Source organism: Lactonifactor longoviformis, assembly GCF_042848515.1.
GTDB classification, from domain to species: domain Bacteria; phylum Bacillota; class Clostridia; order Lachnospirales; family Lachnospiraceae; genus Lactonifactor; species Lactonifactor longoviformis.
Genome location: NZ_AP031453.1, coordinates 2894888 through 2916109 on the forward strand (window position 1 = coordinate 2894888; position 21222 = coordinate 2916109).

Genomic DNA, 21222 nt, shown 5'->3' on the forward strand with positions numbered 1-21222 from the left:
AAGCCCTGCTAAAAAACTGTTGACTCTCACGCTGCGTCATAGGCTAAGATTAAGGTATCAGGAACAGGAGGAGAAGAATATGAGGACTGTAAAAGAGGTATCAAACCTGACAGGTATCAGCGTGCGCACGCTTCACTATTACGATGAGATTGACTTACTGAAGCCCACCGTGCTCAGTGAGGCGGGATACCGGTTTTATGACGATAAAACTCTGGAAAAATTACAGCAGATACTCTTTTTACGGGAACTTGATTTGCCTCTGAAGCAAATCAAGGAGATCTTAGAAAATCCTGATCTTGATAAAAAGGAATTATTATACCGTCAAAAAAGAATGCTGGTACTGAAAAAGGAAAGACTGGAACGAATTATCGCCAGCATCGGGGAAATTTTGAAAGGAGATAACAAGATGAACTTTGAAGTTTTCAGCAAGGCCGAACTTGAGCATATGTACCGCAGTATGGAAACAAACATGACAGAAGAGCAGCAGGAGATTTTCAAAAAAGAGTATGGCAGTATGGAACAGTTTAAGAAACAATTCCTGGAAAGCGCCTCCTCCCGGCAGGCGCAGAAAAACTTTGCTAAAGTAGTGGAATGGTATGGAGATAAAGAAAGCGCTCTCAAAGCGTCCGCAAACCCCAAGAATTCAAAAATATTAGATGCTTATGGAAACAGGCTGGAGCAGGTAACCAGAAAACTAGCGGATAAAACCGGCCAGGATGTGAATACATTTGAGGTAAAGGAACTTGTGGGAGAAATGGACTTTGTCTGCAGGCAGCTGTATCAGATGGACGATGTAACCAAGTTTATGCTGGATATGGCTGAAAACTATATAACCAATACAAAAATGCAGGAAAACCTGGATGCAGTATACGGAGAAGGCTCTACGCTGTTTATCGGGCAGGCGCTGAAGGCATTTTATTTTCAGCCGGGAGTATAATCATTTATGATGTCCTGCATTACGTCAATGAATTCTATCAATTCTTATAATTGCCGGCAGTGTTCCTTTCTCATTTTACTGGTATATAAATTTTAACTTCATTATCGGGGGCGTCGAAGGACAGCACCTCGCGCTCATAAACCTCAAAGTCCTCACGGTCGTCCAGTACCACTTTTGTTGTTTGAAGCCATGTTCCAAAAATATATTGATATGTTTTAAACAGGTTTGCAAGGGTGCCCCGGTGGGTGAAAACGGCGTATTTCCCCGCCTGTAAAACTTTTTGTTCCAAAGACAAGAATGTCGGCAGACTTTCAAAATCATGCACAGGGCTTCCCACCATAGTTGCAAACAACACATCGCCGTCTTCAGTATAAGTGGTCTGCTGTGTCTCGCAAATGCCATACCCTGCGCCGGCCGCCATAAATAGGTCTTTATGGCGACACATGAATTCTTCCCACAATCCGGGGAGACGGTTATCAGCCAGAGAAGTCGTTCCCCGGATCCCGGCCACCTTTGTTTCCTCAAACATCACAAATTCAGGCTCGTCCGCTCAACAAGGGCTATCTTACCGGCAGAATGAAATCCGGTGCGCCTGATCTGGAATACTATGGGAAAGATGGACTTGTAGAGGTATGGACTGCCGTAAAAGAAAAATAAGAATTATGACGCCTTGTGCGGAAAAGGCGTGCTTGACAAATCGGCATTTTAGGGGAGAAAACGTATGAGTAGAAAAGAAGCGACAACAAAAGAAGATTTGCTGACTGTTATTGATCTATTGGAAAATGCAGGAATTACTTATTGGATTGACGGTGGCTGGGGCGTTGATATATTAGCGGGAAAACAAACAAGAGTTCATAGAGATATTGATATAAATTTTGATTCACAATATACAGAAAAATTGTTAAATTTGCTTTTAGAGTGTGGATACGACGTAGATACTGATTGGAAACCTGTAAGAATAGAGCTATATAGCCCCAAATATGGATATTTAGATATACATCCATTTGTCTTGAATGAAGACGGAACTGCAAAACAAGCAGATTTAGAAGGTGGTTGGTATGAGTTTGAAAAAGACCTTTTTGGTAACGCTGATTTTGAAGGAAAGACAATTCCATGTATTTCTTTAAAGGGGCAAAAAATTTTTCATTCAGGCTATGATTTAAGAGATAAAGATAAGCATGATATTTTAATCCTTGAAAATGTATCAGAATAATTTGTAGTATTAAAAAAGTGTGTAATGTACAGGCAGACTTCTCCCTGCTAAAATGGAATAAAAACAGGAGGGATTTATTATGATGAAAAATCCAGAAAAGACAATAGGTAATCTGATCGAAAAACAAAGTGTTTCTTATATTGCTTCTATCTCTGAAGAAGGATTCCCCAATATGAAGGCCATGCTTCCACCTCGGAAAAGGACAGGGATAAAAGAGTTTTGGTTTACAACGAACACATCATCTATGAGGGTAGTTCAGTATCTGAAAAATCCAAACGCCAGTATTTATTTTTGCGATAAACGGTTTTATAGAGGTGTTATGCTGGTTGGCACAATGGAGGTGCTGGAGGATGCTGATACGAAACAGATGATTTGGCGTGAAGGTGATACGATGTATTATCCCCAAGGTGTGACAGATCCGGATTATTGTGTGCTGAAATTTACTGCTGCACAAGGCAGATATTACAGCAACTTTCATTCAGAAAGTTTTGACATAGGATAATCCTTTTTTTGAAAGGCTTGAAGCAGGAGCGTAATGGGTGGAATCAAATTAAGCAATGAATTACTGAAAAACTTAGACAAAGTGCATACAACAGAACTAGGGGCCTTGTGTATTAAACGGAATCTCTCTTTGGATACCGATGACGTGGCGGGCTGGTGCAAATTGTCCCCGCTGACGTGCCAATCGCCGCATTTACCTGCGGCGAAGAATGGCTGGATGCCCTGCGGATATATCTGTGGGAAAACAGAAAACTTACCATTTACCGGATATTCCGTTCTTTGCTCTCATTTACGTCCAGAAGAAATGCTTCGTTCATTTTCTTCTGGATTTTTATATAGGTCTCCAATTCCTCCATAGTAAAAGAGCTGAGCATTTCCGCAGTGCGGCGGTAACAGCCGTCCTCAAAAATTTTGTGGAACTGATAGAGCTGCTGGCCTTTGTCTGTCAGATAGAGATTATACTCTCGGTTATTATGTTCGTTACGCACTTGTTTTAGGAGGTTCTTCTTTTTCATGCGGTACATTAGCTGGGAGCAGGCACTCTTGGTCTTATCGAAAAACACACTGAGCTCTGTAATCGTGATGCCCGGCTCATCACCTACCTTGCGGATAAACTGGGATTCGGCCTGGTAGAGGATAAAGCCGTTGTAATCGTGGAGCATAGAATCGTATTCATATGCATAATCATATCCTTCGTCGAAGGTGTCCAAGGCCTGACGGACTTTCTCAAAATGTTCTTTTTTCATAAAGGGTTCTCCATATAAACTATTTAATAGCTTAATTGTAAAGCAAAAAAACAAAAAGAGGAATATACAAATTTGCACAAAATGCAATATGCATTTTTGGTAGTTTTTTAATGAAAAATATGATTGCTTTTTCAGCTTTATTTTTATATTATATAGTTAATGTTATTAACAATAAATAATATTAAAGATAAATGGCATATAACATAAAGGAGGTGTTCTCATATGAAATATGATTTTGACAAAGTTTTAGACAGGCATGGTACATTGAGTCATAAATGGGATGGGATGGAAGAAGAATTTCCTGGAAACCCTCAGGCGCTGCCTTTCTGGGTGGCAGACACAGACTTTCCCTGTCCCCGTCCGATTGTGGAGGCCGTCTGCAAGCGGGCAGCCCATCCTATCTACGGTTACAGCGACATATCCGTCAAGGCTCAGGGACTGGCGGCCAGGTGGCAGGAGAAGAGAAATGGGTGGAAGGCGAAGCCGGAGTGGGTGACCTTCAGTAATGGCATTGTACCGGCCTTAAGTGCTATGGTGGCAGCTTTTACTCGGCCCGGAGAAGGGGTCATCGTGCAGCCTCCCGTATATTATCCCTTCCAGGACAGTGTGGTGAACAATGGCAGAAAGCTGGTAGAAAATCCTCTTGTCTTTGACGGGGAAAAATGGGGAATTAATTTTGAGGAGCTGGAACAGCTGGCCGCTGATCCTGGAAATAAGCTGTTGCTTTTATGTCATCCGTTAAACCCCGTATCCCGGGTTCTGGACAGGGAAGAACTGAAGCGTATCGGAGATATCTGCATACATAATGAGGTGATTGTGGCCATTGATGAGATCCACTCTGATCTTACTTACCAGCACAAACGTTTCTATTCTCTGGCCGGTTTGGGAAAGGAATATGAGCGTATCAGCGTGACTGCCATGGCCCCGTCCAAAACGTTCAACATTGCAGGTTTGCAGATATCCGCTATTTTGATACCTGATGAGGCGCTGCGGGAAGCTTTTGTGAAGGAGATGGACCGAAGGGTAAATATACCCAATGCCTTTGGCGTAACCGCCTTTGATGTAGCCTATTCTGACCCGGAGTGTGAGGAATATTTAGAACAGCTTCTCGCTTATCTGTGGGAGAATTATCTCTTTGTAGACAGGTATCTGGGTAAATGGATGCCGAAAATCACATGCCAGAAGCCGGATGCCACGTATCTGCTGTGGCTGGACTGCAGAAAACTTCATCTGAATGATGATGCACTGGAGCATTTCTGGTTGCGGGAGGCAGGTCTGGCCCTGGATGCAGGGAGATGGTTCGGCAGGGGAGGAAGCGGTTTTATGCGGATGAATATTGGCTGTGCCAGGAGCCTTCTGGCACAGGGCTTGGGTCAGTTGAGAGAAGCATACAGAAAAAGAGGGTTTTAAAAAGAAAACAATATAAAAAAAGCATCATAAAAGGAGGGCAAAGTAATGAATAAGTATTTCCCAAATCTATTTAGTCCCATGAAGGTGAAAAAGACCACCTTCAAAAACAGAATCTTCGGTTCCCCTACAGGTATGAAGGAATTGACGGACCTGAACCACAACAATGTGAAGAACGTGGACTTCTTAAAGCGCCGTGCCCAGGGAGGGGCAGCCATGGTGTGTCTGGGGGATGTGGTGGTACATGAGACGGGATGCGTGGACTGGAGCTACAAGGTAAAGGCCTATGATGTGAGAAGTGAGGCCGGGTTTTATGACATTGCAGGGGCCATCCGCTCTCAGGGAGCCCATGCATCCATGGAGCTGCTCCATGCGGGAATGCACTTCCATGACGATAACCGCATTAACTATGGTCCCAGCGACATGATTGATGAGTTTGACCAGGGGGATGGCAATGGCATCCACAGACATCAGATTATAGAAATGCCCAAAAATGTTATTGAAGAGGTGGTAGACAGCTATGGTAAAGCGGCCCTACGGGCAAAACACTGCGGTTTTGATTCCGTGCTGGTGCACGCAGGTCATGGATGGCTTTTGTCCCAGTTTTTATCTCCGGTACTGAATCACCGGACAGATGAATTTGGCGGTAGCCTGGAAAACCGGGCCCGTATAACCATGATGGTCATTGACAAGATCCGGGAATACTGCGGTCCAAATTTCCTGATTGAGGCAAGAATCTCCTGGAAAGAAGGCATGACAGAGGGATATCAGCTGGAGGAAAGCATTGAGTACTGTAAAATGCTGGAGGAGCATGGTGCAGATATGATCCAGGTGTCCTGCGGATCCCTGCATTTTCATGATTCTACCGTTTTGTCTACTCCAAGCTGGTTTGATGTAGATGAGGGTCACAATATACGGGCTGCTGCAGAAATCAAGAACCATTTACATATTCCCGTGGGAACAGTAGGAGCCATTACGGAGCCTGCGGTTATGGAAAAATGGATCAAAGACGGTATGGTTGACTATGTCGTGCTGGCCAGGGCTCTGATCGCAGATCCGGATCTTCCGAAAAAGGCCATGCACGGAAAAGTGGATGAGATACGTCCCTGTCTGCGCTGCATTGCCTGTCTCACCGGAGGATATTATAACCTGCCTCTGCACTGTTCTGTAAATCCCCAGATCGGACGGGATAGCGACTATAAGTTTATGCCTCTGCCTACAGAAAAAAAGAAAGTATTGATCGCAGGCGGCGGACCGGCTGGGATGGAGGCGGCCATCATAGCTGCAGATCGTGGCCATGAGGTAATCCTCTGTGAAAAAAAGGGCTTCCTGGGAGGACTTATGCGGATTATTGAAAAAGAATCCTTTAAAAAACGGATTCAGAGTTACCGGGAGTATCTGGAGCGCATGGTGGCAAGGAAAGCCATTGAGGTGCGGCTGAATACAGAAGTGACGCCTGAACTAGTGGAGGAGCTTATGCCGGATGTGGTGATCGCGGCAGTTGGCGGACACCCCATTATTCCACCCATCAAAGGCATTGAAAAAGCAATTCAGATCGTAGACTTTTACGACAGAGAGCCAGAGGTAGGAGAGAATGTTCTTGTGCTCGGCGGAGGCTTTGCCGGAGCAGAGTGTGCCATTGGACTTGCACTGGCCGGGAAAAAGGCCACTATCGTAGAGATGTCCGGCGCCCTGGCTTCCGGTCCCAACACCCCGTATCCGGGCACAGGCGCCATGCAGATGGATGCATTATGGACGAATATTGAGAAGAATCATGTGGAAGTCAGATTGAACACAAGATGCATGGAGATTACGGATGAAGGCATGATCTGTCAGGATAAAGACGGAAATCAAATTACACTGAAGGCAGATACAGTCATTGCGGCAACGGGAATTGCACCCAATGAGGAGACTGTGGAGACTCTGCGGGATACGATCATTGACTTCGCCTGGATCGGAGATTGCTATGAGCCCGGACTGATCCGCACCGCGGTAAGGCAGGCCTATGATACAGCTCTGAATCTGTAAAATAGGACATAACTGGGGGGACTTTAATGGAACAGACATTATTTATAATGAAAGAGAAGGTGAAAGAGAATGAGTAATGAGAAAAGCTTTTCGATGAAGACGCTGTTAATTCTGGCGGGTTCCTATGTGTCCTTTGGTATCGGAGCTGGTTTTGCCACTGGTTCAGAGGTGCTGCAGTTCTGGGCACCCCATGGACTTCCCGGGGCTGTAGGGATCATTATTTCCGCGCTGCTGATTCTGTTGTGCATCGCAGTCGTTTCCAGGGATTGCCGCAAGTACAAACTGGCCAGCATGGATATGATGTATCGCCATTATTGCGGAAAATATCTGGGACTTGCCATTAATTGGTTTAATACGCTGACATTCTTCTTGATGGTGGGCAGTATGATCGCAGGCGGTGCATCCTCCATGAACCAGGCATTTGGACTGGATACACGAATTGGTACAGTAATCATGCTGATTGCCGTTATGGCCACCGCCCTGCTTGGTATGAAAAAACTGACGGCTATTCTGGGAAATATTGCCCCGATCATCCTGTTGGCAGTGGTGGTGATCTGTGTTTACAGCTACATCAATCCCACGGACAGCTTCAGTACCGGTGATATGCTGATCAGAGAAAAGAGCGGACTCAGCATGTCCGGAAGCCTTATTTTCAGCGCAGTGCTGAATTTTACCTATGTGGTATTGAACATGAGCGCGTACAGCGCCAACGTGTCCACAAGGGCAGACCACCAGAAGGAACTGGTATGGGGAAATGTTCTGGGACAGTTTGCCACAGTTTTGTGCCAGACCTTTGTATTTCTTGCGTTTGTGTTAAACGCTTCCGTTGTAGGCGGTACGGATATTCCTCTTTTGATTCTGGGACAGCGTCTGGGCAGTGTGTTTTATGCATTTTACGGTATTATCGTGGTGCTTGCCACTTACACCACAGCAACAGGAATGGCATGGGTGGCCTCTTCCAACATTCAGCGGGAGGACAGCAAGTGGTATAAGCTTGTGGTGGCAGTGGTATGTATCGGCGCTTTTGTATTCTCCAACTTCGGAACCTTCGGAGTGCTGATGAACATTGTTATGAAAGCTGTTTCTTATCTGGGAATCGTGTTCACTGTGTGTGTAATCGTCTCTAAGATTTACCGGTATGTGAAAGAGTCCAAAGAGGGTGTAAAAGCGTAAGTCGTAAGATGCCATGTTCGAAGCACTGATTAAATACGGAAATTATAGATAGCAGGAGAATAAAATGCTGACAATAAAAGAAAATGCCAGAGAAACCATACGTGGCGGCAGCCCGGATCGCTTTGTTAATCAATATAGTTATCTGGGGCTTGTCCGGGATCCCATCGGCGTTTACGCCGGATGTGATCTCCAGCCGGGAGAGACGGGTACTAACGGCTGGGGTGTGAAAGTTACTTATCCAAAGAATACACCCGGACAGTTTCCCCTCTGTGAGGGGGAGGATAAGCTCCTGAAGGACATTACAAAGTGGCGGGAGATAATTAAACCCTGCCCTACTAAGTTTACAGAGGAACAATGGCTCCCTTATATAGAGGCCGCGGCCCGGATAGACCGCAGGGAATATTTTGTCACGGCCAGTGTATACAACGGAGTGCTGGAGAAGCTTCACTATTTCATGGGTATGGAAGACACTATGATCAATTTCTATGAGGAACCGGAGGAGATGCATGCACTCATCGACTTTATCGCTGACTGGGAGATAGCGGCCGCAGAGGAGATTGTATCCCACCTTCATCCGGACGCTCTTTTCCATCACGATGACTGGGGAAGCCAGAGAACCTCCTTTCTGTCGCCGGAGATGTTTGAGGAGTTTATAGAGCCGGCTTACAAGAGGATTTATGGCTTTTGGAAGGAAAATGGGGTAGAAATCATTATCCATCACTCTGACTCTTATATAGCCAATCTAATCCCCAGTATGATCCGGATGGGCATTGATGTGATCCAGGGACCGGTATATGAAAATAATATTCCGGAAATATTGAAGGAATACGGGGGAAGGATTACAGTTATGGCCGGCCTGGACAATGGTAAATACGACATGGAGGACTGGTCCCGGGAGAAAATCCGCAATGGGCTTAAAGAGCTCTTTGCGGCTGCGGGCACCAGATATCTCATCCCCTGTCTGACCATGGGAGGCCCGGGAAGTACATATCCAGGGGTATATGAGACAGTGACAGAAGAGATTGATGCCCTTAGCAAAGAGTATTTTTAAAGAACACAGATGCGGCCAAACGCTTCATTCTATGGAAATGAGGCGTTTGGCCGCTTTTAAACTAGTATGAGCTAGCTCTCTCTTAATTTAACCGCAGTGGCCGCCTTTCTCCGCCTTGCATCATCCATTGCCGCATAATGCTTCTTTGTGGTATTCACATCTTTATGTCCAAGCACATCAGCAACCAAATAAATATCACCGGTTTCCTGGTAAAGAGCAGTTCCATAAGTACTTCTAAGCTTATGAGGGGTTATATGCTTGGTGGTAGTAACCTGCTGGGCATACTTTTTCACCAGATTTTCAACCGCCTTTACTCCCATACGCTTTTTTTGAGTAGAATAGAAGAGTGCGTGTTCATGTCCGGGAAGAGGCGTAATATGTGACCTCTCCTCAAGATAGGACTTTAATGCTTTCTCGACTTCAGGCCCAAAGTATATTATCATTTCATTTCCGCCTTTACGTACTACTTTGATACCATTATTTTTAAAATCCACATCCTCTATATCCAGTCCGACACATTCCGATACCCGGATTCCTGTTCCAAGTAATAGCGTCACTAAAGCCAGGTCTCTGGTTTTTGTCTTTTCATAATATGCCTTTTTCTGACCGGAAAGTGTATCCCCTGCATGTTCGATATAGTCAAGCAGAAGTGCCACCTCGTCTGCATCCAGGCGGGTAATTGTTTTATCATGTATTTTGGGAATATCTACTAAAACAGTAGGATTTGTCTGAATCATTTCCATTTTATAATAATACGCATAAAAACTTCTCAAAGCAGATATTTTTCTTTTCAGCCCCCGTTCACCATTGGTAACAATCTGGTCCAGATTATCATGATCCCGGTATGCCTTCAAATATTCTAAATATTCCTCAATATCAATGGCCTTGATTTGGTCTAATACCTCCAATTGAAATTCTGTCATTTTCATATTTTTGAAAGCAGGGTTTTCATCGAGCAGAAACTGAAAAAATATGCGGATATCGTAAGCATACGAAATTCTTGTTTTGGTTGTTGTGGTTGTACTGATGGATCGAAAGAAATCCCGTGTAAAGTCAGGCAAAGTGTGAAGAACTTCTCGGAGCTTTAAGATGTTTTCTGTATCCGTCAATTCTCTGTAAGTCATTTTTTCTTGTTTCAATAGAAAATACCTCCTTATAAAATATATAGTGAAAACAACCGAATGATATGCTTAGGTTTACAATAATAGTATTATGTATACTTATGTATCTATATCTATTCGAAAAACTCGTGTTTGGCGAATAGATTGACACTTTCAGTATAACCTACTTTTCCTGTGATTTCAAGAATAATTATACGGACATTAGAAAAATCTCTCCATGACAGCAAATTGGACACTGATGGAATCAGTGCCCAATTTTTTAGCAACCTTATTTTACCTCTGCGGAATAATATGGAATACACAGATAACTTCCCTCAAAAATCTTATCTGTTGCCAGATGATTTATATTCATAACTTCATTGATATACTCATCCTTTGAATCATATTCTTCTGTCATATATTCCTCGGCTATGCTCCAGAGACTGTCACCTTTTTCGATCTCGATGCTGGTATAATACTTATACCTTTCTTCCGTCTCTGTTCCTGCGTTGGCGGTCAAAGCAAACTTTCCGGAAAAGATGCCGCCGGATACAAGAATCAATGCCAATACAACAAAAAACGTCTTCACTCTTCTATTCATATCTACGCCTCCCGAAAATATGTTCGCAAACATTTGTTCTTATTCATGTTTTTAATTATACAATCCGAACATGCGTTTGTCAATGGTTTTTGTCGAAATCCGAACAGATATTCCGAATATTTGTTTGCATTCTCTTCTTCTTTGTGATATGATAATTAAGAAATAAAGTCTGAAGATATTTGATTCTACATGCTTCAGAGGGCAGAGAATTACCCTCTGCGTGTTATTTGAATAAGAAAAAATTCCTGGAGGTTTGGTTATGGCATACGGCAAAATCAGCAAAAAGCAGTCCGAAATTTTAGAATACATAAAAAGCGAAATATTAAACAGAGGATTCCCCCCTGCAGTCCGCGAAATCTGTGAGGCAGTTCATTTAAAATCAACTTCTTCTGTCCACTCCCACCTGGAGACATTGGAGAAGAACGGCTACATACGAAGAGACCCCACAAAACCCCGTGCTATCGAGATAATTGACGACTCTTTTAATCTTGTGAGACGCGAGGTTGTGAATGTTCCTATCGTAGGTAAAGTAGCTGCCGGTCAGCCGATTCTGGCTGTGGAGAACGTTGAGAATTATTTTCCTATCCCTTCGGAATATATGCCCAACACGGACACTTTCTTACTTCATGTTGATGGGGAAAGTATGGTGAATGCAGGGATTCTGAACGGAGATTATGTCCTGGTCTCAAAGCAGCCCACGGCACAGAATGGAGATATGGTCGTAGCTTTGATCGAAGACTCTGCTACAGTGAAAACCTTTTATAAAGAAAATGGCCATTACCGTCTTCAGCCTGAGAATGATTATATGGATCCGATAATTGTTGAGGGTGATCTCCAGATTATGGGGAAGGTAATTGGTGTGTTCCGTTTTTTAAGATAACTTTGACCACGAATTCAAATACCAGGCTTTTCATTCCTTAACATTCAGGAATAAGCAAAGCCTGGTATTTTTGATCTATATCTTGCTATTTTAAGAAAAAAAGTGTATTCTATATGTTGGTTAGACATAACTAATCATATGAATATCTAATATGTCTCTAGAAAGGGGTTTAAACCATGTATTGTACCAGAAAAATTACAGATGCGGTTACTTGGGTAGGCGGATATGACCGGAGGCTGGCTTTGTTTGAAAACTTGTTTCCCATCTCCCGGGGTATTACCTACAACTCATATTTGATATCGGATGAAAAAACAGCGCTTATCGATACGGTTGATTCCTCTGTTACCCGCCAGTTCCTGGAAAATATTCATTATGTTCTCAGGGGGCGCTCTCTGAATTATCTGGTAATCAACCATATGGAACCAGACCACTGCGCGGGAATTGAAGAATTGCTGCTGCACTTTCCTGAAATGAAACTAGTGGGCAACGCGAAAACCTTTGCATTCATCCGACAGTTCTATGATCTCAATCTGGATGGAAGGACCCTTGTGATCAAAGAAGGTACTACCCTCTCCCTGGGGACACATACACTTAGGTTCTGTTTTGCTCCGATGGTTCACTGGCCGGAGGTTATGATGACATACGAGCAAAAAGAAAAGCTTCTATTCTCCGCAGATGCCTTTGGAAGTTTTGGGGCCCTGAACGGAAATTTGTTCAATGATGAAGTGGATTTCGCCCGTGACTGGCTGCCGGACGCCAGACGGTATTACGGGAATATAGTAGGGAAATACGGAGCGCAGGTACAGGCAGCTCTGAAAAAATTGACTGATATGGAACTGCGCATGATATGTCCCCTGCACGGTCCTGTGTGGCGCACCAATCTTGATTATTTTTTGGATAAATACCGCCTTTGGAGCCGATATGAACCAGAGGAACATGCAGTCGCCCTGATTTATGGTTCTATGTACGGGGATACTGAAAATGCTGTAAATATCCTTGCCTCCAGTCTGGCGGAAGCAGGAGTTAAAAATATTGCTGTCTATGACATTTCTACTACCCATATATCCACGCTGATCGCAGAAGCCTTCCGCTGCAGTCACCTGGTACTGGCCGCTCCCACTTATAACGGAGGAATTTACCCGGCAATGCTGAATCTGCTGCATGATATGAAGGCTCTGAACTTGCAAAACCGTACCATGGCACTTATAGAAAATGGTTCCTGGGCTCCGGCCTCTGCCAGGCAAATGCGTTCACTCCTGGGGGAATTAAAGCAGATAGAACTACTGGAACCTGTCATCACGGTTAAGTCTGCTATCAAAAAAGAAAATCTGGATGAACTGCTGCAGTTAAAAGAAAGCATTCTCTCCTCATTAGAAAAATTATGACGAAAAATGTATTCCTACATACAGTGGCTTTACGGGGAGGTACAAAAGCCACCGGGAGACCGGTGGCTTTCACTTAACACTCCTGATTATAAAATTCTTCTGCTGATAGAGATCAGCAGGCAGGCTCCTGCGATGGATACAATTATCTTTGCAAAGAAACCAATGGCGTAAAAGCCAATTAAAGAAATTAAAAGATTTCCTAGAATAGATCCCACAACACCGATTGCAATATACTTTACCACGCCTCCCTTAAGCTTCATAATACGGGAAGCAATGTATCCTGCAATCAAACCTACTAATACCTGCATAAGTATACTTAACATCTGCCTACCTCTTTCTACTGCTCTTCTTTTGCTGACGGTGCTGCCGTACATATCCTCCGTACGGATATACAGCGTTCACCATATAGTAAAGTATACCATTAAAATATGCAGATGTAAATTTTCTTATTCAGCTTCTATTTTCCGTGTCTGCTTTTATTGAATGAACCCAGGCTTGGATGGACTGGGCCAATTGATACTGCTGCTGCAAAACCGCCTTACCTGTCTCCGGAATCTCAGGCATCTGTTCTTTGGAATGAATGTTATCTTCCAGATACAATTTCAATAGCATTGCATTTTGTTCAATCCGTTGCAGACATTTCTGCTGGTTTTCAGGGGAAAGACTGTCCAAATTAACTATAACAGCATTGAAATCCAGAAATATGCGAATCGGCTGTTCGGAAATCTCCAGCATTAATTTTTCAAATTCTTTTTCACCCTTTTCTGTTAATGAGTATACAGCTTTTTCCGCCATATTTCCCTCTTTTACCATCTCACTTTCAATGTATCCCTTCTTCTCCAATTGAATCACTTTTTTATAGATCGAAGGTGTACTAATCTTTACCCACCGGGATATATTGCGGTACTCCACTAATTTTTGAATATCATAGGCACTTAAAGGCTCCTTTTTCACCATCCCCAATACAATTAAATCGATTGCTGCCATAACACCATCCTTTCTATCTTGACATCATTTTCGCTGTCATAAATAACTATAAATTATAGTATTATATTTTACAAAAATTGTCAAGGAAAAGGATATGACTTTAGAATAGCAGCCAGGAGGATTCCTCTTTTGCTTATATGCTTCTTCATCAAGCAGGAGCCATGCTTTCCATTTATAGACCAGAGGTTGCGATACGTAGAATGTAATTATTCTTTTATTATTTTAATATCTTGTTCGGCAATTAGTTTTTGTATAATTTTTCCCTTTTCGTCCTCCCAAGGATCATTTAAGTCTCCATTTCCGCCTATAGTTACTTTTGTATTATTTTCTTGATTGCCGCTAAATTCTTTTTGTTTATCGGTTAGATATTTTGAAATCATAAGGGTGGTACGTGTAGTGCTTTTTAATGACTCCCAATATTTTGTTTCTCCACCAGCCCCTTCTATCAAAGCGTCAAACTCTTCCTTATTAGTTGCTTCATTAATATTTTTCTTATATGTTTCAATGGTCTCCTCAACTTCTTGATCAGTTACTTTGTAGCCTGCTTTTTCAGCTGCATTAAGCAGCACTTTTCTTTGCAATACATACTTATATGCGTTATCCTCAGAATCTTTCAGCTCTGCTAAATCCATACGCTCCTTAATTTCATTAACCTCATCCCACGTAATCGTAATATCTTTACCTTTCGCATATATTTTTTCAGAGCCTCTTGTTTTTGGACTATTTTTTTGAGTGGTAAATAATTTGCCTATGCTATAAAATAAGTTATCGTCTGGATATGCTGATTGTGCATAAATAGTTGTTCCCAATGCAATCACAAATATAATAGAGACTATAGAGATTATCACTTTCTTTTTCATAATTATACCTCCTACTGAATTGATATATAAATATCTCCATCTTTATATGATGAATAACCATCTATTCCTGGGACAGGAGATGGGATTACTGCATATGAAGGATGGCCTATTATGTATGCCATTTCAAATAATACACTGTCGTCTTCCGGATAAGAGCAGAGTTGTGTATTGTATCCACAAATACCAATCATATAACCTCCTGGCAAGATCGAATCAAGGTTTTTATAGGATACAAAATTTGCTTCCCCTTCACCATTCACATTATGTCTTACAAATGACATACTTATATTTGGCTTATCTGCAGTCTCTATTATATACATATATAGATATACAACCTCTCTATATGGGTAATAGAATTTATTGTTTATTTTGTTTCTATCTTCTGTTAATTTCATAATAATATCAGCATGTACGGGCTCAGCATCCCAAGTTAAAAAATCATGTGCCATCGTTTTAGATTCATTGAATCTTTTAGACTCATTTACTGTTCCATCATCATTAAAAATATAATATCTTTCTTCTTCATTAACCCAACAAGCATCTTTTGCTAATGCCCCAAATCTGGTTGGATCTGTTAATGAAAATGACATAAAGTATCTCCTTTTGCCATCTACAACCTTCCAACCTGTTACCATAGAGCCCGTGTCTTCAAAATAGTATTTTCTATTATTAATCTGCTGCCATCCTGTAAGCATGAAACCGTTGCTATCAGTATAATATCTTTTGTTTCCCACATTAAACCAACCTATCTTCATAGCTCCGTCATCTTCATCCCCCATATAATACCAATGGGAGCCATCTTTAAGCCAGCCAGTAGCCATCATTCCATTGCTCTTTAAAAAATACCATGTATTTCCTGATTTCAGCCAGCCCGTTTTCATCGCACCGCTATCATTCATGTAGTACCAGTACTTTCCATCCTTTACCCACCCGGTTTTCATTTCTCCAATATCATTAGAATAGTACCATGTATCGCCTACTTTGAACCAGCCGATTCTCATGGCACCATCATTGGCGGGCCCAAGATAATACCAGGAATCTCCATACTTTTGCCAGCCGGTCAACATGATTCCGCTACTATTAAAAAAGTACCACGTTTTTCCGATTATCTTCCAGCCGGTTACCATTGCACAGCCGCTTTCAAAATAATACCAGCTTCCATCAACCTTTCTCCAATCATTTTCCACCGCTATCGGCCAAGAATCTCCGTCTTCTTTAATATAATACCATTTACCACTGTCTTTAAACCACCCGGTTCTCCGTGCATGTCCGTCACTATAATAATAGCTCCATTCACCATAATAAAGATTCCAGCCATTATGCAACATACTGCCGTCATCCAAAAAACAATAAGCCGGCCAGGTGCTTCTCTCAGCATTTAAACTGCCAATATACCACCGACCTATCAAAGTAGCTCCATATGGCCAATCTTCATCATCTTTATCAGAACTTAAATAATATGTCTTATTATCCCATTCTAACCAGCCTGTTTTCATCCATCCAGAAGCATCAAAATAATACCAATAATCATCAATCATTTCCCATTTGCTCCTCGAATAGCTGCCATCATCATGTCTATACCACAACCTTCCATCATCTTCTATCCACGTTCCGGATAACGTTGCCTCCAGCAAAGCAGGAGAATTATTTGGAGTTTTCCCTGCTTGTCCTACATCCTCAGTATTAGGTATTGCTACACAGTCATCTGAGGTTTTTTCATCTTCAAGAGCTGCTAATTCTTTTTTATCAATAGCCCCTGCCTCTTCCTCCTTATTATCTGTAATTTCTTCTCCTCCAGGAATATATCCTTCTGGTGCATCTTGTAGACCTACATTTATATATCTAGTGTCCTCATTTTTAAATTCTGTTGCATCCTCTTCTGTATTTATAGAACTATCTCCACCCGTTTCTGTTGCATAGGCATAGTTTGAATAGCTGCCTAAAAGCATAGCAGCCATCACCATAGCACAAACAACTTTAACTATTTTACTTCTCATTTTGTTCCCTCCCAAGTTTCGCTTATATTATCGGTTACAGTAACTTACTATTTTCCCATTGGACTATACCTCCTTTTCATTTAATTAAAAAAGACACCTGTCTCCAGATGTCTACTTAACGATATTTAACTATAAACATCTACAAACAAAACACACCTATCTGAACAGCTTCTGACTTAGGGAAACCACACCCAACACAGCGATTACGTTCTGGAATCGCACCAGATTTGCTTTGCTTCTTATTAATTCAGATATCTCGATTGTAGATATTATTATGTGTAAATTTTATTGATAAATTATATATGCCTTTTTGACTATCTTTTTATATCTTCTTAAATGTCCGCAAAGCCTTATTTTATAGGCTCTACGGGCATTTTGCTTTTGTGGTAAACCTCACATATCTAGGTCTATCTTCTTATATTTTCGCTATCAAGCGTGGTTAAAATCGTGGTAAATACTTCTTATGCGATTAGACGCTGAACCTCTGATTTTGCGGTATCTATGGACGCATGAGCGTACCAGTTCATTGTGATACTGATGTTTGAATGTCCCATGATATACTGTAAATCTTTCGGGTTCATGTTCTTGCTTGCCAGTCTTGTGCAGAATGTATGGCGTAGTGTATGCGGTGTGATACGTGGCAAAGGGTTATCCTTATGGTGCTTGTTGTATTTCTTTACCATACGGACGAATAAGGCGTTATAATCAATCGCAACTTTGGGCTTGCCTTTATGATTGACAAATAGAAAGTTGCCCCGTCCGTCTATCACAAATGGTTCTGCCTTTGGGCGTTTCTTCATAACCCGTTGAAATGCCTGTATTGTTTCTCTGCTTAATGGCACTTGCCTTGTTCCGCTTTTTGTCTTAGGCGTTTCAATATAATAGCCTTGTTCCTTGCTCTTTAATAACTGGTGGTCGATAATCACAACTTCATTCTTGAAATCAATATCGGCTACTGTCAGTCCGCACAGTTCCGAGATACGAAGTCCTGTTTTTAATAATATCAGCACATCATCATAATGCTTGTGATACACGTTATCCGTCTTAATAAATGACAATAAGGCTTGTTCCTGTTCCTCTGTCAATGCGACTTTCTCTTTGGTATCATTTTCTAGGACTTCACTCAACTTGAAATCAAAAGGGTTCTTCCTTACACAATCGTCTTGTATGGCGATATAGAATGACGCTTTTAACGAGCGTTTATGGTTGTTAATGGTGTTATAGGAAAAGCCTTTGTCTTTCATGCGTAACGCCCATTCTTTAGCGTCAGAGGGTTTGATTGTATCAATGCTCCTAGCACCTAACTTGTCCTCTTTCAATAACCGCATGAGCTGTTCCCGTTGTTTCTGTGTGCTTTTCTTCACATTTGCCCTCTGTGCGTTCTGTTTGGCGTAGAGTTGGCAAAGCGTCATTTTCTTGCCTGTGCTGTCGATACCGTCCTCAATATCCCGTCTTATCTGTTGTTCCAGTTCTCGAAGTGAGGGTTTTACCCGTTTTCCCTTTGGTGTCGGGTCTGTGGGTGTCAATCTCCAAGCATACACATATTTTGTGTTTCCAAATGCGTCTACATATTTATATAAGTATTTTCCGTCTGTTCGTTGGCTCTCTCCAGTATGCAGGATACGACCTTTGTTATCCCGTCTTTTTTCTTTCATGGTGTCTGCTCCTTTCCTTGTTGGAAAGAGCCTTGATATGACTTGTGTTCATCATAACACATACAAGGCTCATTTGCACTAGTTAGCGTCCAATTTGTCAATGACCTTTTCAAATTGTCGGCGTTTAATCTGTATGCGGTTGCCATTCATAATGAGCCAGCCAGCGTTCTTGTTTTCCTCTGCCAATCGTCTTAACTTGTTTTCTCCAATACGGAAATACTTTGACGCTTCTTCAATGGTAAGGGTATATTTTTCCCATACGGGAATATCCTGTGCATTACTCATAAAACACCCCCTCACTTTCGATTACATCTGCTATATCCGTACACATCTGTTCCACAAGCATTTCCTGTTTTTCGGAAAGGTGGGTACATTCATCAATCATTTTCATGTAGTTTGAGCCTGTCAGCCTGTCGATTTCCTCTATCATCACAATAGACGGCATGACCTGTCTTTCCAGCCATTGCAGAGTGCGTTCCATATTGACAGGTACGGGGTTCATTTCAAAAGGTAAACTGTCATGGGAAATGAATATCTCCCACAACGGATAGTCGGGAAATTGCACAAAATCAGTAATGAGGTAAAACACTAGCCCATGAGGGTTATATGTCAATAACAATTCCTCAACTGCCTGTACTGCCTTTTTATCACGCAGACGAATTTCAAAACGGTTGATAATATCGGTATGTTTCTTTTTCGTTGCCTGTTCCTTTTGCTTTTCATATAAGCAGAAATATTTTGTGCTTGCCTTTGAACCGATATAAAGGGTACTTGCTAAATTGCGGTTTTTCCCGCTTAATTTTCCACCTTGTACATTTTCATAGTTTTTACAGCGACAATCCGCACCGCCATTTTTGTATTTTTCAGACAAAACAGGAATATCCAGCAGACCGCACATATCATTGATTGCCAAGTCAAAACGTCGGATAACACCGCCACAGTCAAGACAGCGGTTTAAGAATGAATACCAATCCCTGTTCTGTGCCTGTAAGACATATTCCATGTTGCGTGAGCCTGCTCCTTTTAATTCCAAGAATACGCCCATGTGTTCATCATCAGAAGCCATAACCTTGATTTCCCCGTAGGCATAATGTTCTTTATAGCCATAATACCCATAGTCATAATGGATAAAATAATCTGCTTTCATGCCAAGCACCTTTCGGATAACTTCCAATGCGTCAGTCGTTGGAAAACGGACAGACAGATAATCAACGAGCAGATAAAAAGGCTTATCGCAGATATAGTAATTCAGACAACGCAGGATAATATTTTGTGTTTCCTTGCTAGCGTTGGCTTTTCCGTTCTCAAAGCGGTTGATACTATATCTTGATACATGGGTAAGACTTGCAAGTTCTCCTTGTGAAAGACCGCTTGCAAGACGTTTGTTTTTCATTTCAAGTGCAAATTCTAAATTGTTCATTGTATTCCTCCAATCCCACAATAGCCTTGAAATACCTGTAAACCACTATTCAAAAGAATGTGAAGTTACTATCTTCTTAAAACTCCTCATTACTCCTTACAGCTTTGGGGTTGTATGGTTTTTGACTTGTCTTTTGTGAAATAGTGCCCCCCTGTTAGATAACGGGGGCACAGTCAAGCCTCTCAGGCTCGCCAGCCGACAAAGCATTTCTTCCCCTTGACACAAGGTGTCATGGCGGTAAGCCTGAGAGGCTTCCGCCACCGTGTCAGAAATACTTTGTCAGCAAGTCCTGTTTTGCCTTTTCTAACAAGTTCCATTTCAACCGATATTCATATCTACGGGTTTAATCTGATAGGTATTTCTTTTTGAATATTTTTGTATTTCATTCTATTGTGCTTATTCATTTACAAGAACATAGTAATTCTTATATGCTTATTTGTCAATATCTTTTTTTGCCTTTACAAATCATATTAAGCATGATAGACTTATAGTGGCGAAGATATAACGAGATATGGAGGGTTATGCAATGAAAATAAGCCATTTAGGAAATAATATACAGACCATAAGAAAATTTAGGGGAATGAAACAACAGGAACTTGCGGACAAAATCGGTATCAATATGCAGAGCCTTTCCAAGATTGAAAGAGGGTTGAACTATCCTGCTTATGAAACGCTGGAAAAGATAATGGAAGTGCTGGACGTAACGCCGAATGAATTGTTGTCGGGAGAATGGAAGTATATCAATCAATCTGAAAAGGAAGTCTGTCAGTTTTTAAGAGCAGAAGAACGTCTAAATGCAGAACTGAAACATGGACATTATGACAACTTCTTTGACAGCGAGGAAGAATGGCTGGAATATGAGTTAGAAAAGTTACGGGAATACATTACCGACTACATCAACGGAACAAGTATTGAAGCGTCCGACCTTTACCCAATCAAAGAATTTATCCAGCATTTGAAATTCCAAAAACTGTTAGACCGCTATGATGATTTATACAGCATGGATATGTTCGGGGAAAGTATTGAAGGACATAAGTATAAAACGCCTTATCAAGTCGTGAAAATGATAAACCCGAACTCAAAAGAGGATATGGAACTGTTGCGAGAAGTATTAAAAAATAACCATTTCGATGATGAGGACGAGTAATTTTCTTCCTCTTGAATGGAAAATACAGCAAAGAAAAAGCCCAGTAAAGAGTGCAAAGCACCACCAATGGTGGCAAGGCTCTTGACAGGGCTTTTTCTTTTCTGTTGTGGGCAATCAAGAGGAAGAAAGGGATA

At 41.8% G+C, this 21222-nt stretch carries 22 protein-coding genes; 11 read left to right on the forward strand and 11 right to left on the reverse strand.

Annotated elements, in window-relative coordinates; translation table 11 throughout:
- Nucleotides 1-79: 79 nt before the first annotated feature.
- Nucleotides 80-937, forward strand: coding sequence for a MerR family transcriptional regulator (locus tag ACGHCT_RS13330; RefSeq protein WP_390436258.1), 858 nt, complete (start codon nucleotides 80-82; stop codon nucleotides 935-937).
- Nucleotides 938-1007: 70 nt separating this feature from the next.
- On the opposite strand, the gene ACGHCT_RS13335 is transcribed toward ACGHCT_RS13330, so the two are convergent.
- Entirely contained in the window at nucleotides 1008-1469 is a 462-nt protein-coding gene (locus ACGHCT_RS13335) for a GyrI-like domain-containing protein (RefSeq protein WP_072854514.1), read from the reverse strand.
- 189 nt (nucleotides 1470-1658) lie between these two features.
- On the opposite strand from ACGHCT_RS13335, the gene ACGHCT_RS13340 reads away from it, so the two are divergent.
- From ACGHCT_RS13340 to ACGHCT_RS13350, 3 genes are all read left to right on the forward strand, one after another.
- Complete coding sequence (locus tag ACGHCT_RS13340) at nucleotides 1659-2150, forward strand: nucleotidyltransferase domain-containing protein (RefSeq protein WP_390436260.1); 492 nt, start codon at nucleotides 1659-1661, stop codon at nucleotides 2148-2150.
- A gap of 79 nt (nucleotides 2151-2229) precedes the next feature.
- Entirely contained in the window at nucleotides 2230-2652 is a 423-nt protein-coding gene (locus tag ACGHCT_RS13345) for a pyridoxamine 5'-phosphate oxidase family protein (RefSeq protein WP_390436261.1), read from the forward strand.
- A gap of 33 nt (nucleotides 2653-2685) precedes the next feature.
- On the forward strand, nucleotides 2686-3009 hold the full coding sequence (locus ACGHCT_RS13350) for a DUF3781 domain-containing protein (protein WP_390436263.1): 324 nt from the start codon (nucleotides 2686-2688) through the stop codon (nucleotides 3007-3009).
- On the opposite strand, the gene ACGHCT_RS13355 is transcribed toward ACGHCT_RS13350, so the two are convergent.
- Nucleotides 2912-3397, reverse strand: coding sequence for a MarR family winged helix-turn-helix transcriptional regulator (locus tag ACGHCT_RS13355; RefSeq protein ID WP_072854516.1), 486 nt, complete (start codon nucleotides 3395-3397; stop codon nucleotides 2912-2914). The genes ACGHCT_RS13350 and ACGHCT_RS13355 overlap by 98 nt on opposite strands.
- A gap of 222 nt (nucleotides 3398-3619) precedes the next feature.
- Between ACGHCT_RS13355 and ACGHCT_RS13360 the strand changes: the two genes are divergently transcribed.
- The 4 genes from ACGHCT_RS13360 to ACGHCT_RS13375 all read left to right on the forward strand — a co-directional run bounded on the left by ACGHCT_RS13360 (nucleotide 3620) and on the right by ACGHCT_RS13375 (nucleotide 9056).
- Entirely contained in the window at nucleotides 3620-4807 is a 1188-nt protein-coding gene (locus ACGHCT_RS13360) for a MalY/PatB family protein (protein WP_390436265.1), read from the forward strand.
- A 45-nt stretch (nucleotides 4808-4852) separates the two neighbouring features.
- Complete coding sequence (locus ACGHCT_RS13365; protein ID WP_390436266.1) at nucleotides 4853-6832, forward strand: FAD-dependent oxidoreductase; 1980 nt, start codon at nucleotides 4853-4855, stop codon at nucleotides 6830-6832.
- Nucleotides 6833-6901: 69 nt separating this feature from the next.
- Nucleotides 6902-8005 (forward strand): hypothetical protein, encoded by a 1104-nt coding sequence (locus ACGHCT_RS13370; protein WP_390436268.1) that lies wholly within the window; start codon nucleotides 6902-6904, stop codon nucleotides 8003-8005.
- A gap of 64 nt (nucleotides 8006-8069) precedes the next feature.
- Nucleotides 8070-9056, forward strand: a complete 987-nt coding sequence (locus ACGHCT_RS13375) for a uroporphyrinogen decarboxylase family protein (RefSeq protein WP_390436270.1) — start codon at nucleotides 8070-8072, stop codon at nucleotides 9054-9056.
- 71 nt (nucleotides 9057-9127) lie between these two features.
- On the opposite strand, the gene ACGHCT_RS13380 is transcribed toward ACGHCT_RS13375, so the two are convergent.
- Both ACGHCT_RS13380 and ACGHCT_RS13385 read right to left on the reverse strand, forming a co-directional pair.
- Complete coding sequence (locus ACGHCT_RS13380) at nucleotides 9128-10180, reverse strand: tyrosine-type recombinase/integrase (RefSeq protein WP_187143915.1); 1053 nt, start codon at nucleotides 10178-10180, stop codon at nucleotides 9128-9130.
- A 265-nt stretch (nucleotides 10181-10445) separates the two neighbouring features.
- Nucleotides 10446-10757: a LysM peptidoglycan-binding domain-containing protein gene (locus ACGHCT_RS13385; protein WP_072854523.1), complete on the reverse strand. Its 312-nt coding sequence runs from the start codon at nucleotides 10755-10757 to the stop codon at nucleotides 10446-10448.
- Between the two features lie 259 nt (nucleotides 10758-11016).
- Here ACGHCT_RS13385 and lexA point away from each other — a divergent pair, with 259 nt between their 5' ends.
- Nucleotides 11017-11637: a transcriptional repressor LexA gene (lexA, locus tag ACGHCT_RS13390; RefSeq protein WP_390436272.1), complete on the forward strand. Its 621-nt coding sequence runs from the start codon at nucleotides 11017-11019 to the stop codon at nucleotides 11635-11637.
- Nucleotides 11638-11813: 176 nt separating this feature from the next.
- A complete protein-coding gene (locus ACGHCT_RS13395; protein WP_390436273.1) occupies nucleotides 11814-13022 on the forward strand; it encodes an FprA family A-type flavoprotein in 1209 nt (402 codons plus the stop codon).
- Between the two features lie 86 nt (nucleotides 13023-13108).
- Here the strand turns inward: ACGHCT_RS13395 and ACGHCT_RS13400 are convergent, their stop codons facing one another.
- From ACGHCT_RS13400 to ACGHCT_RS13430, 7 genes are all read right to left on the reverse strand, one after another.
- Nucleotides 13109-13345: a GlsB/YeaQ/YmgE family stress response membrane protein gene (locus ACGHCT_RS13400; protein WP_072854526.1), complete on the reverse strand. Its 237-nt coding sequence runs from the start codon at nucleotides 13343-13345 to the stop codon at nucleotides 13109-13111.
- 127 nt (nucleotides 13346-13472) lie between these two features.
- Nucleotides 13473-14009 carry a PadR family transcriptional regulator gene (locus tag ACGHCT_RS13405; RefSeq protein WP_390436275.1) on the reverse strand — a complete coding sequence of 179 codons (537 nt, stop codon included), beginning with the start codon at nucleotides 14007-14009 and terminating at the stop codon, nucleotides 13473-13475.
- Between the two features lie 206 nt (nucleotides 14010-14215).
- Nucleotides 14216-14869 carry a hypothetical protein gene (locus ACGHCT_RS13410; protein WP_390436277.1) on the reverse strand — a complete coding sequence of 218 codons (654 nt, stop codon included), beginning with the start codon at nucleotides 14867-14869 and terminating at the stop codon, nucleotides 14216-14218.
- An 11-nt stretch (nucleotides 14870-14880) separates the two neighbouring features.
- The gene (locus ACGHCT_RS13415) at nucleotides 14881-16866 is read right to left on the reverse strand and encodes an N-acetylmuramoyl-L-alanine amidase family protein (protein ID WP_390436279.1); all 1986 of its coding nucleotides are present in this window, start codon (nucleotides 16864-16866) and stop codon (nucleotides 14881-14883) included.
- A 461-nt stretch (nucleotides 16867-17327) separates the two neighbouring features.
- Complete coding sequence (locus tag ACGHCT_RS13420; RefSeq protein WP_390436281.1) at nucleotides 17328-18521, reverse strand: tyrosine-type recombinase/integrase; 1194 nt, start codon at nucleotides 18519-18521, stop codon at nucleotides 17328-17330.
- A gap of 78 nt (nucleotides 18522-18599) precedes the next feature.
- Nucleotides 18600-18806 (reverse strand): excisionase, encoded by a 207-nt coding sequence (locus tag ACGHCT_RS13425; RefSeq protein ID WP_390436283.1) that lies wholly within the window; start codon nucleotides 18804-18806, stop codon nucleotides 18600-18602.
- Complete coding sequence (locus tag ACGHCT_RS13430) at nucleotides 18799-19941, reverse strand: XRE family transcriptional regulator (RefSeq protein WP_020994414.1); 1143 nt, start codon at nucleotides 19939-19941, stop codon at nucleotides 18799-18801. The genes ACGHCT_RS13425 and ACGHCT_RS13430 overlap by 8 nt, the downstream gene beginning before the upstream one ends.
- A gap of 511 nt (nucleotides 19942-20452) precedes the next feature.
- Between ACGHCT_RS13430 and ACGHCT_RS13435 the strand changes: the two genes are divergently transcribed.
- On the forward strand, nucleotides 20453-21088 hold the full coding sequence (locus ACGHCT_RS13435; protein WP_390436285.1) for a helix-turn-helix domain-containing protein: 636 nt from the start codon (nucleotides 20453-20455) through the stop codon (nucleotides 21086-21088).
- Nucleotides 21089-21222: the final 134 nt, after the last annotated feature.

Bases quoted from the DNA above. Each gene is read 5' to 3' on its own strand.
- ACGHCT_RS13330 (WP_390436258.1), top strand. From the start codon at position 80: ATGAGGACTGTAAAAGAGGTATCAAACCTGACAGGTATCAGCGTGCGC.
- ACGHCT_RS13340 (WP_390436260.1), top strand. From the start codon at position 1,659: ATGAGTAGAAAAGAAGCGACAACAAAAGAAGATTTGCTGACTGTTATT.
- ACGHCT_RS13345 (WP_390436261.1), top strand. From the start codon at position 2,230: ATGATGAAAAATCCAGAAAAGACAATAGGTAATCTGATCGAAAAACAA.
- ACGHCT_RS13350 (WP_390436263.1), top strand. From the start codon at position 2,686: ATGGGTGGAATCAAATTAAGCAATGAATTACTGAAAAACTTAGACAAA.
- ACGHCT_RS13355 (WP_072854516.1), bottom strand. From the start codon at position 3,397: ATGAAAAAAGAACATTTTGAGAAAGTCCGTCAGGCCTTGGACACCTTC.
- ACGHCT_RS13360 (WP_390436265.1), top strand. From the start codon at position 3,620: ATGAAATATGATTTTGACAAAGTTTTAGACAGGCATGGTACATTGAGT.
- ACGHCT_RS13365 (WP_390436266.1), top strand. From the start codon at position 4,853: ATGAATAAGTATTTCCCAAATCTATTTAGTCCCATGAAGGTGAAAAAG.
- ACGHCT_RS13370 (WP_390436268.1), top strand. From the start codon at position 6,902: ATGAGTAATGAGAAAAGCTTTTCGATGAAGACGCTGTTAATTCTGGCG.
- ACGHCT_RS13375 (WP_390436270.1), top strand. From the start codon at position 8,070: ATGCTGACAATAAAAGAAAATGCCAGAGAAACCATACGTGGCGGCAGC.
- ACGHCT_RS13380 (WP_187143915.1), bottom strand. From the start codon at position 10,180: ATGACTTACAGAGAATTGACGGATACAGAAAACATCTTAAAGCTCCGA.
- ACGHCT_RS13385 (WP_072854523.1), bottom strand. From the start codon at position 10,757: ATGAATAGAAGAGTGAAGACGTTTTTTGTTGTATTGGCATTGATTCTT.
- lexA (WP_390436272.1), top strand. From the start codon at position 11,017: ATGGCATACGGCAAAATCAGCAAAAAGCAGTCCGAAATTTTAGAATAC.
- ACGHCT_RS13395 (WP_390436273.1), top strand. From the start codon at position 11,814: ATGTATTGTACCAGAAAAATTACAGATGCGGTTACTTGGGTAGGCGGA.
- ACGHCT_RS13400 (WP_072854526.1), bottom strand. From the start codon at position 13,345: ATGTTAAGTATACTTATGCAGGTATTAGTAGGTTTGATTGCAGGATAC.
- ACGHCT_RS13405 (WP_390436275.1), bottom strand. From the start codon at position 14,009: ATGGCAGCAATCGATTTAATTGTATTGGGGATGGTGAAAAAGGAGCCT.
- ACGHCT_RS13410 (WP_390436277.1), bottom strand. From the start codon at position 14,869: ATGAAAAAGAAAGTGATAATCTCTATAGTCTCTATTATATTTGTGATT.
- ACGHCT_RS13415 (WP_390436279.1), bottom strand. From the start codon at position 16,866: ATGAGAAGTAAAATAGTTAAAGTTGTTTGTGCTATGGTGATGGCTGCT.
- ACGHCT_RS13420 (WP_390436281.1), bottom strand. From the start codon at position 18,521: ATGAAAGAAAAAAGACGGGATAACAAAGGTCGTATCCTGCATACTGGA.
- ACGHCT_RS13425 (WP_390436283.1), bottom strand. From the start codon at position 18,806: ATGAGTAATGCACAGGATATTCCCGTATGGGAAAAATATACCCTTACC.
- ACGHCT_RS13430 (WP_020994414.1), bottom strand. From the start codon at position 19,941: ATGAACAATTTAGAATTTGCACTTGAAATGAAAAACAAACGTCTTGCA.
- ACGHCT_RS13435 (WP_390436285.1), top strand. From the start codon at position 20,453: ATGGAGGGTTATGCAATGAAAATAAGCCATTTAGGAAATAATATACAG.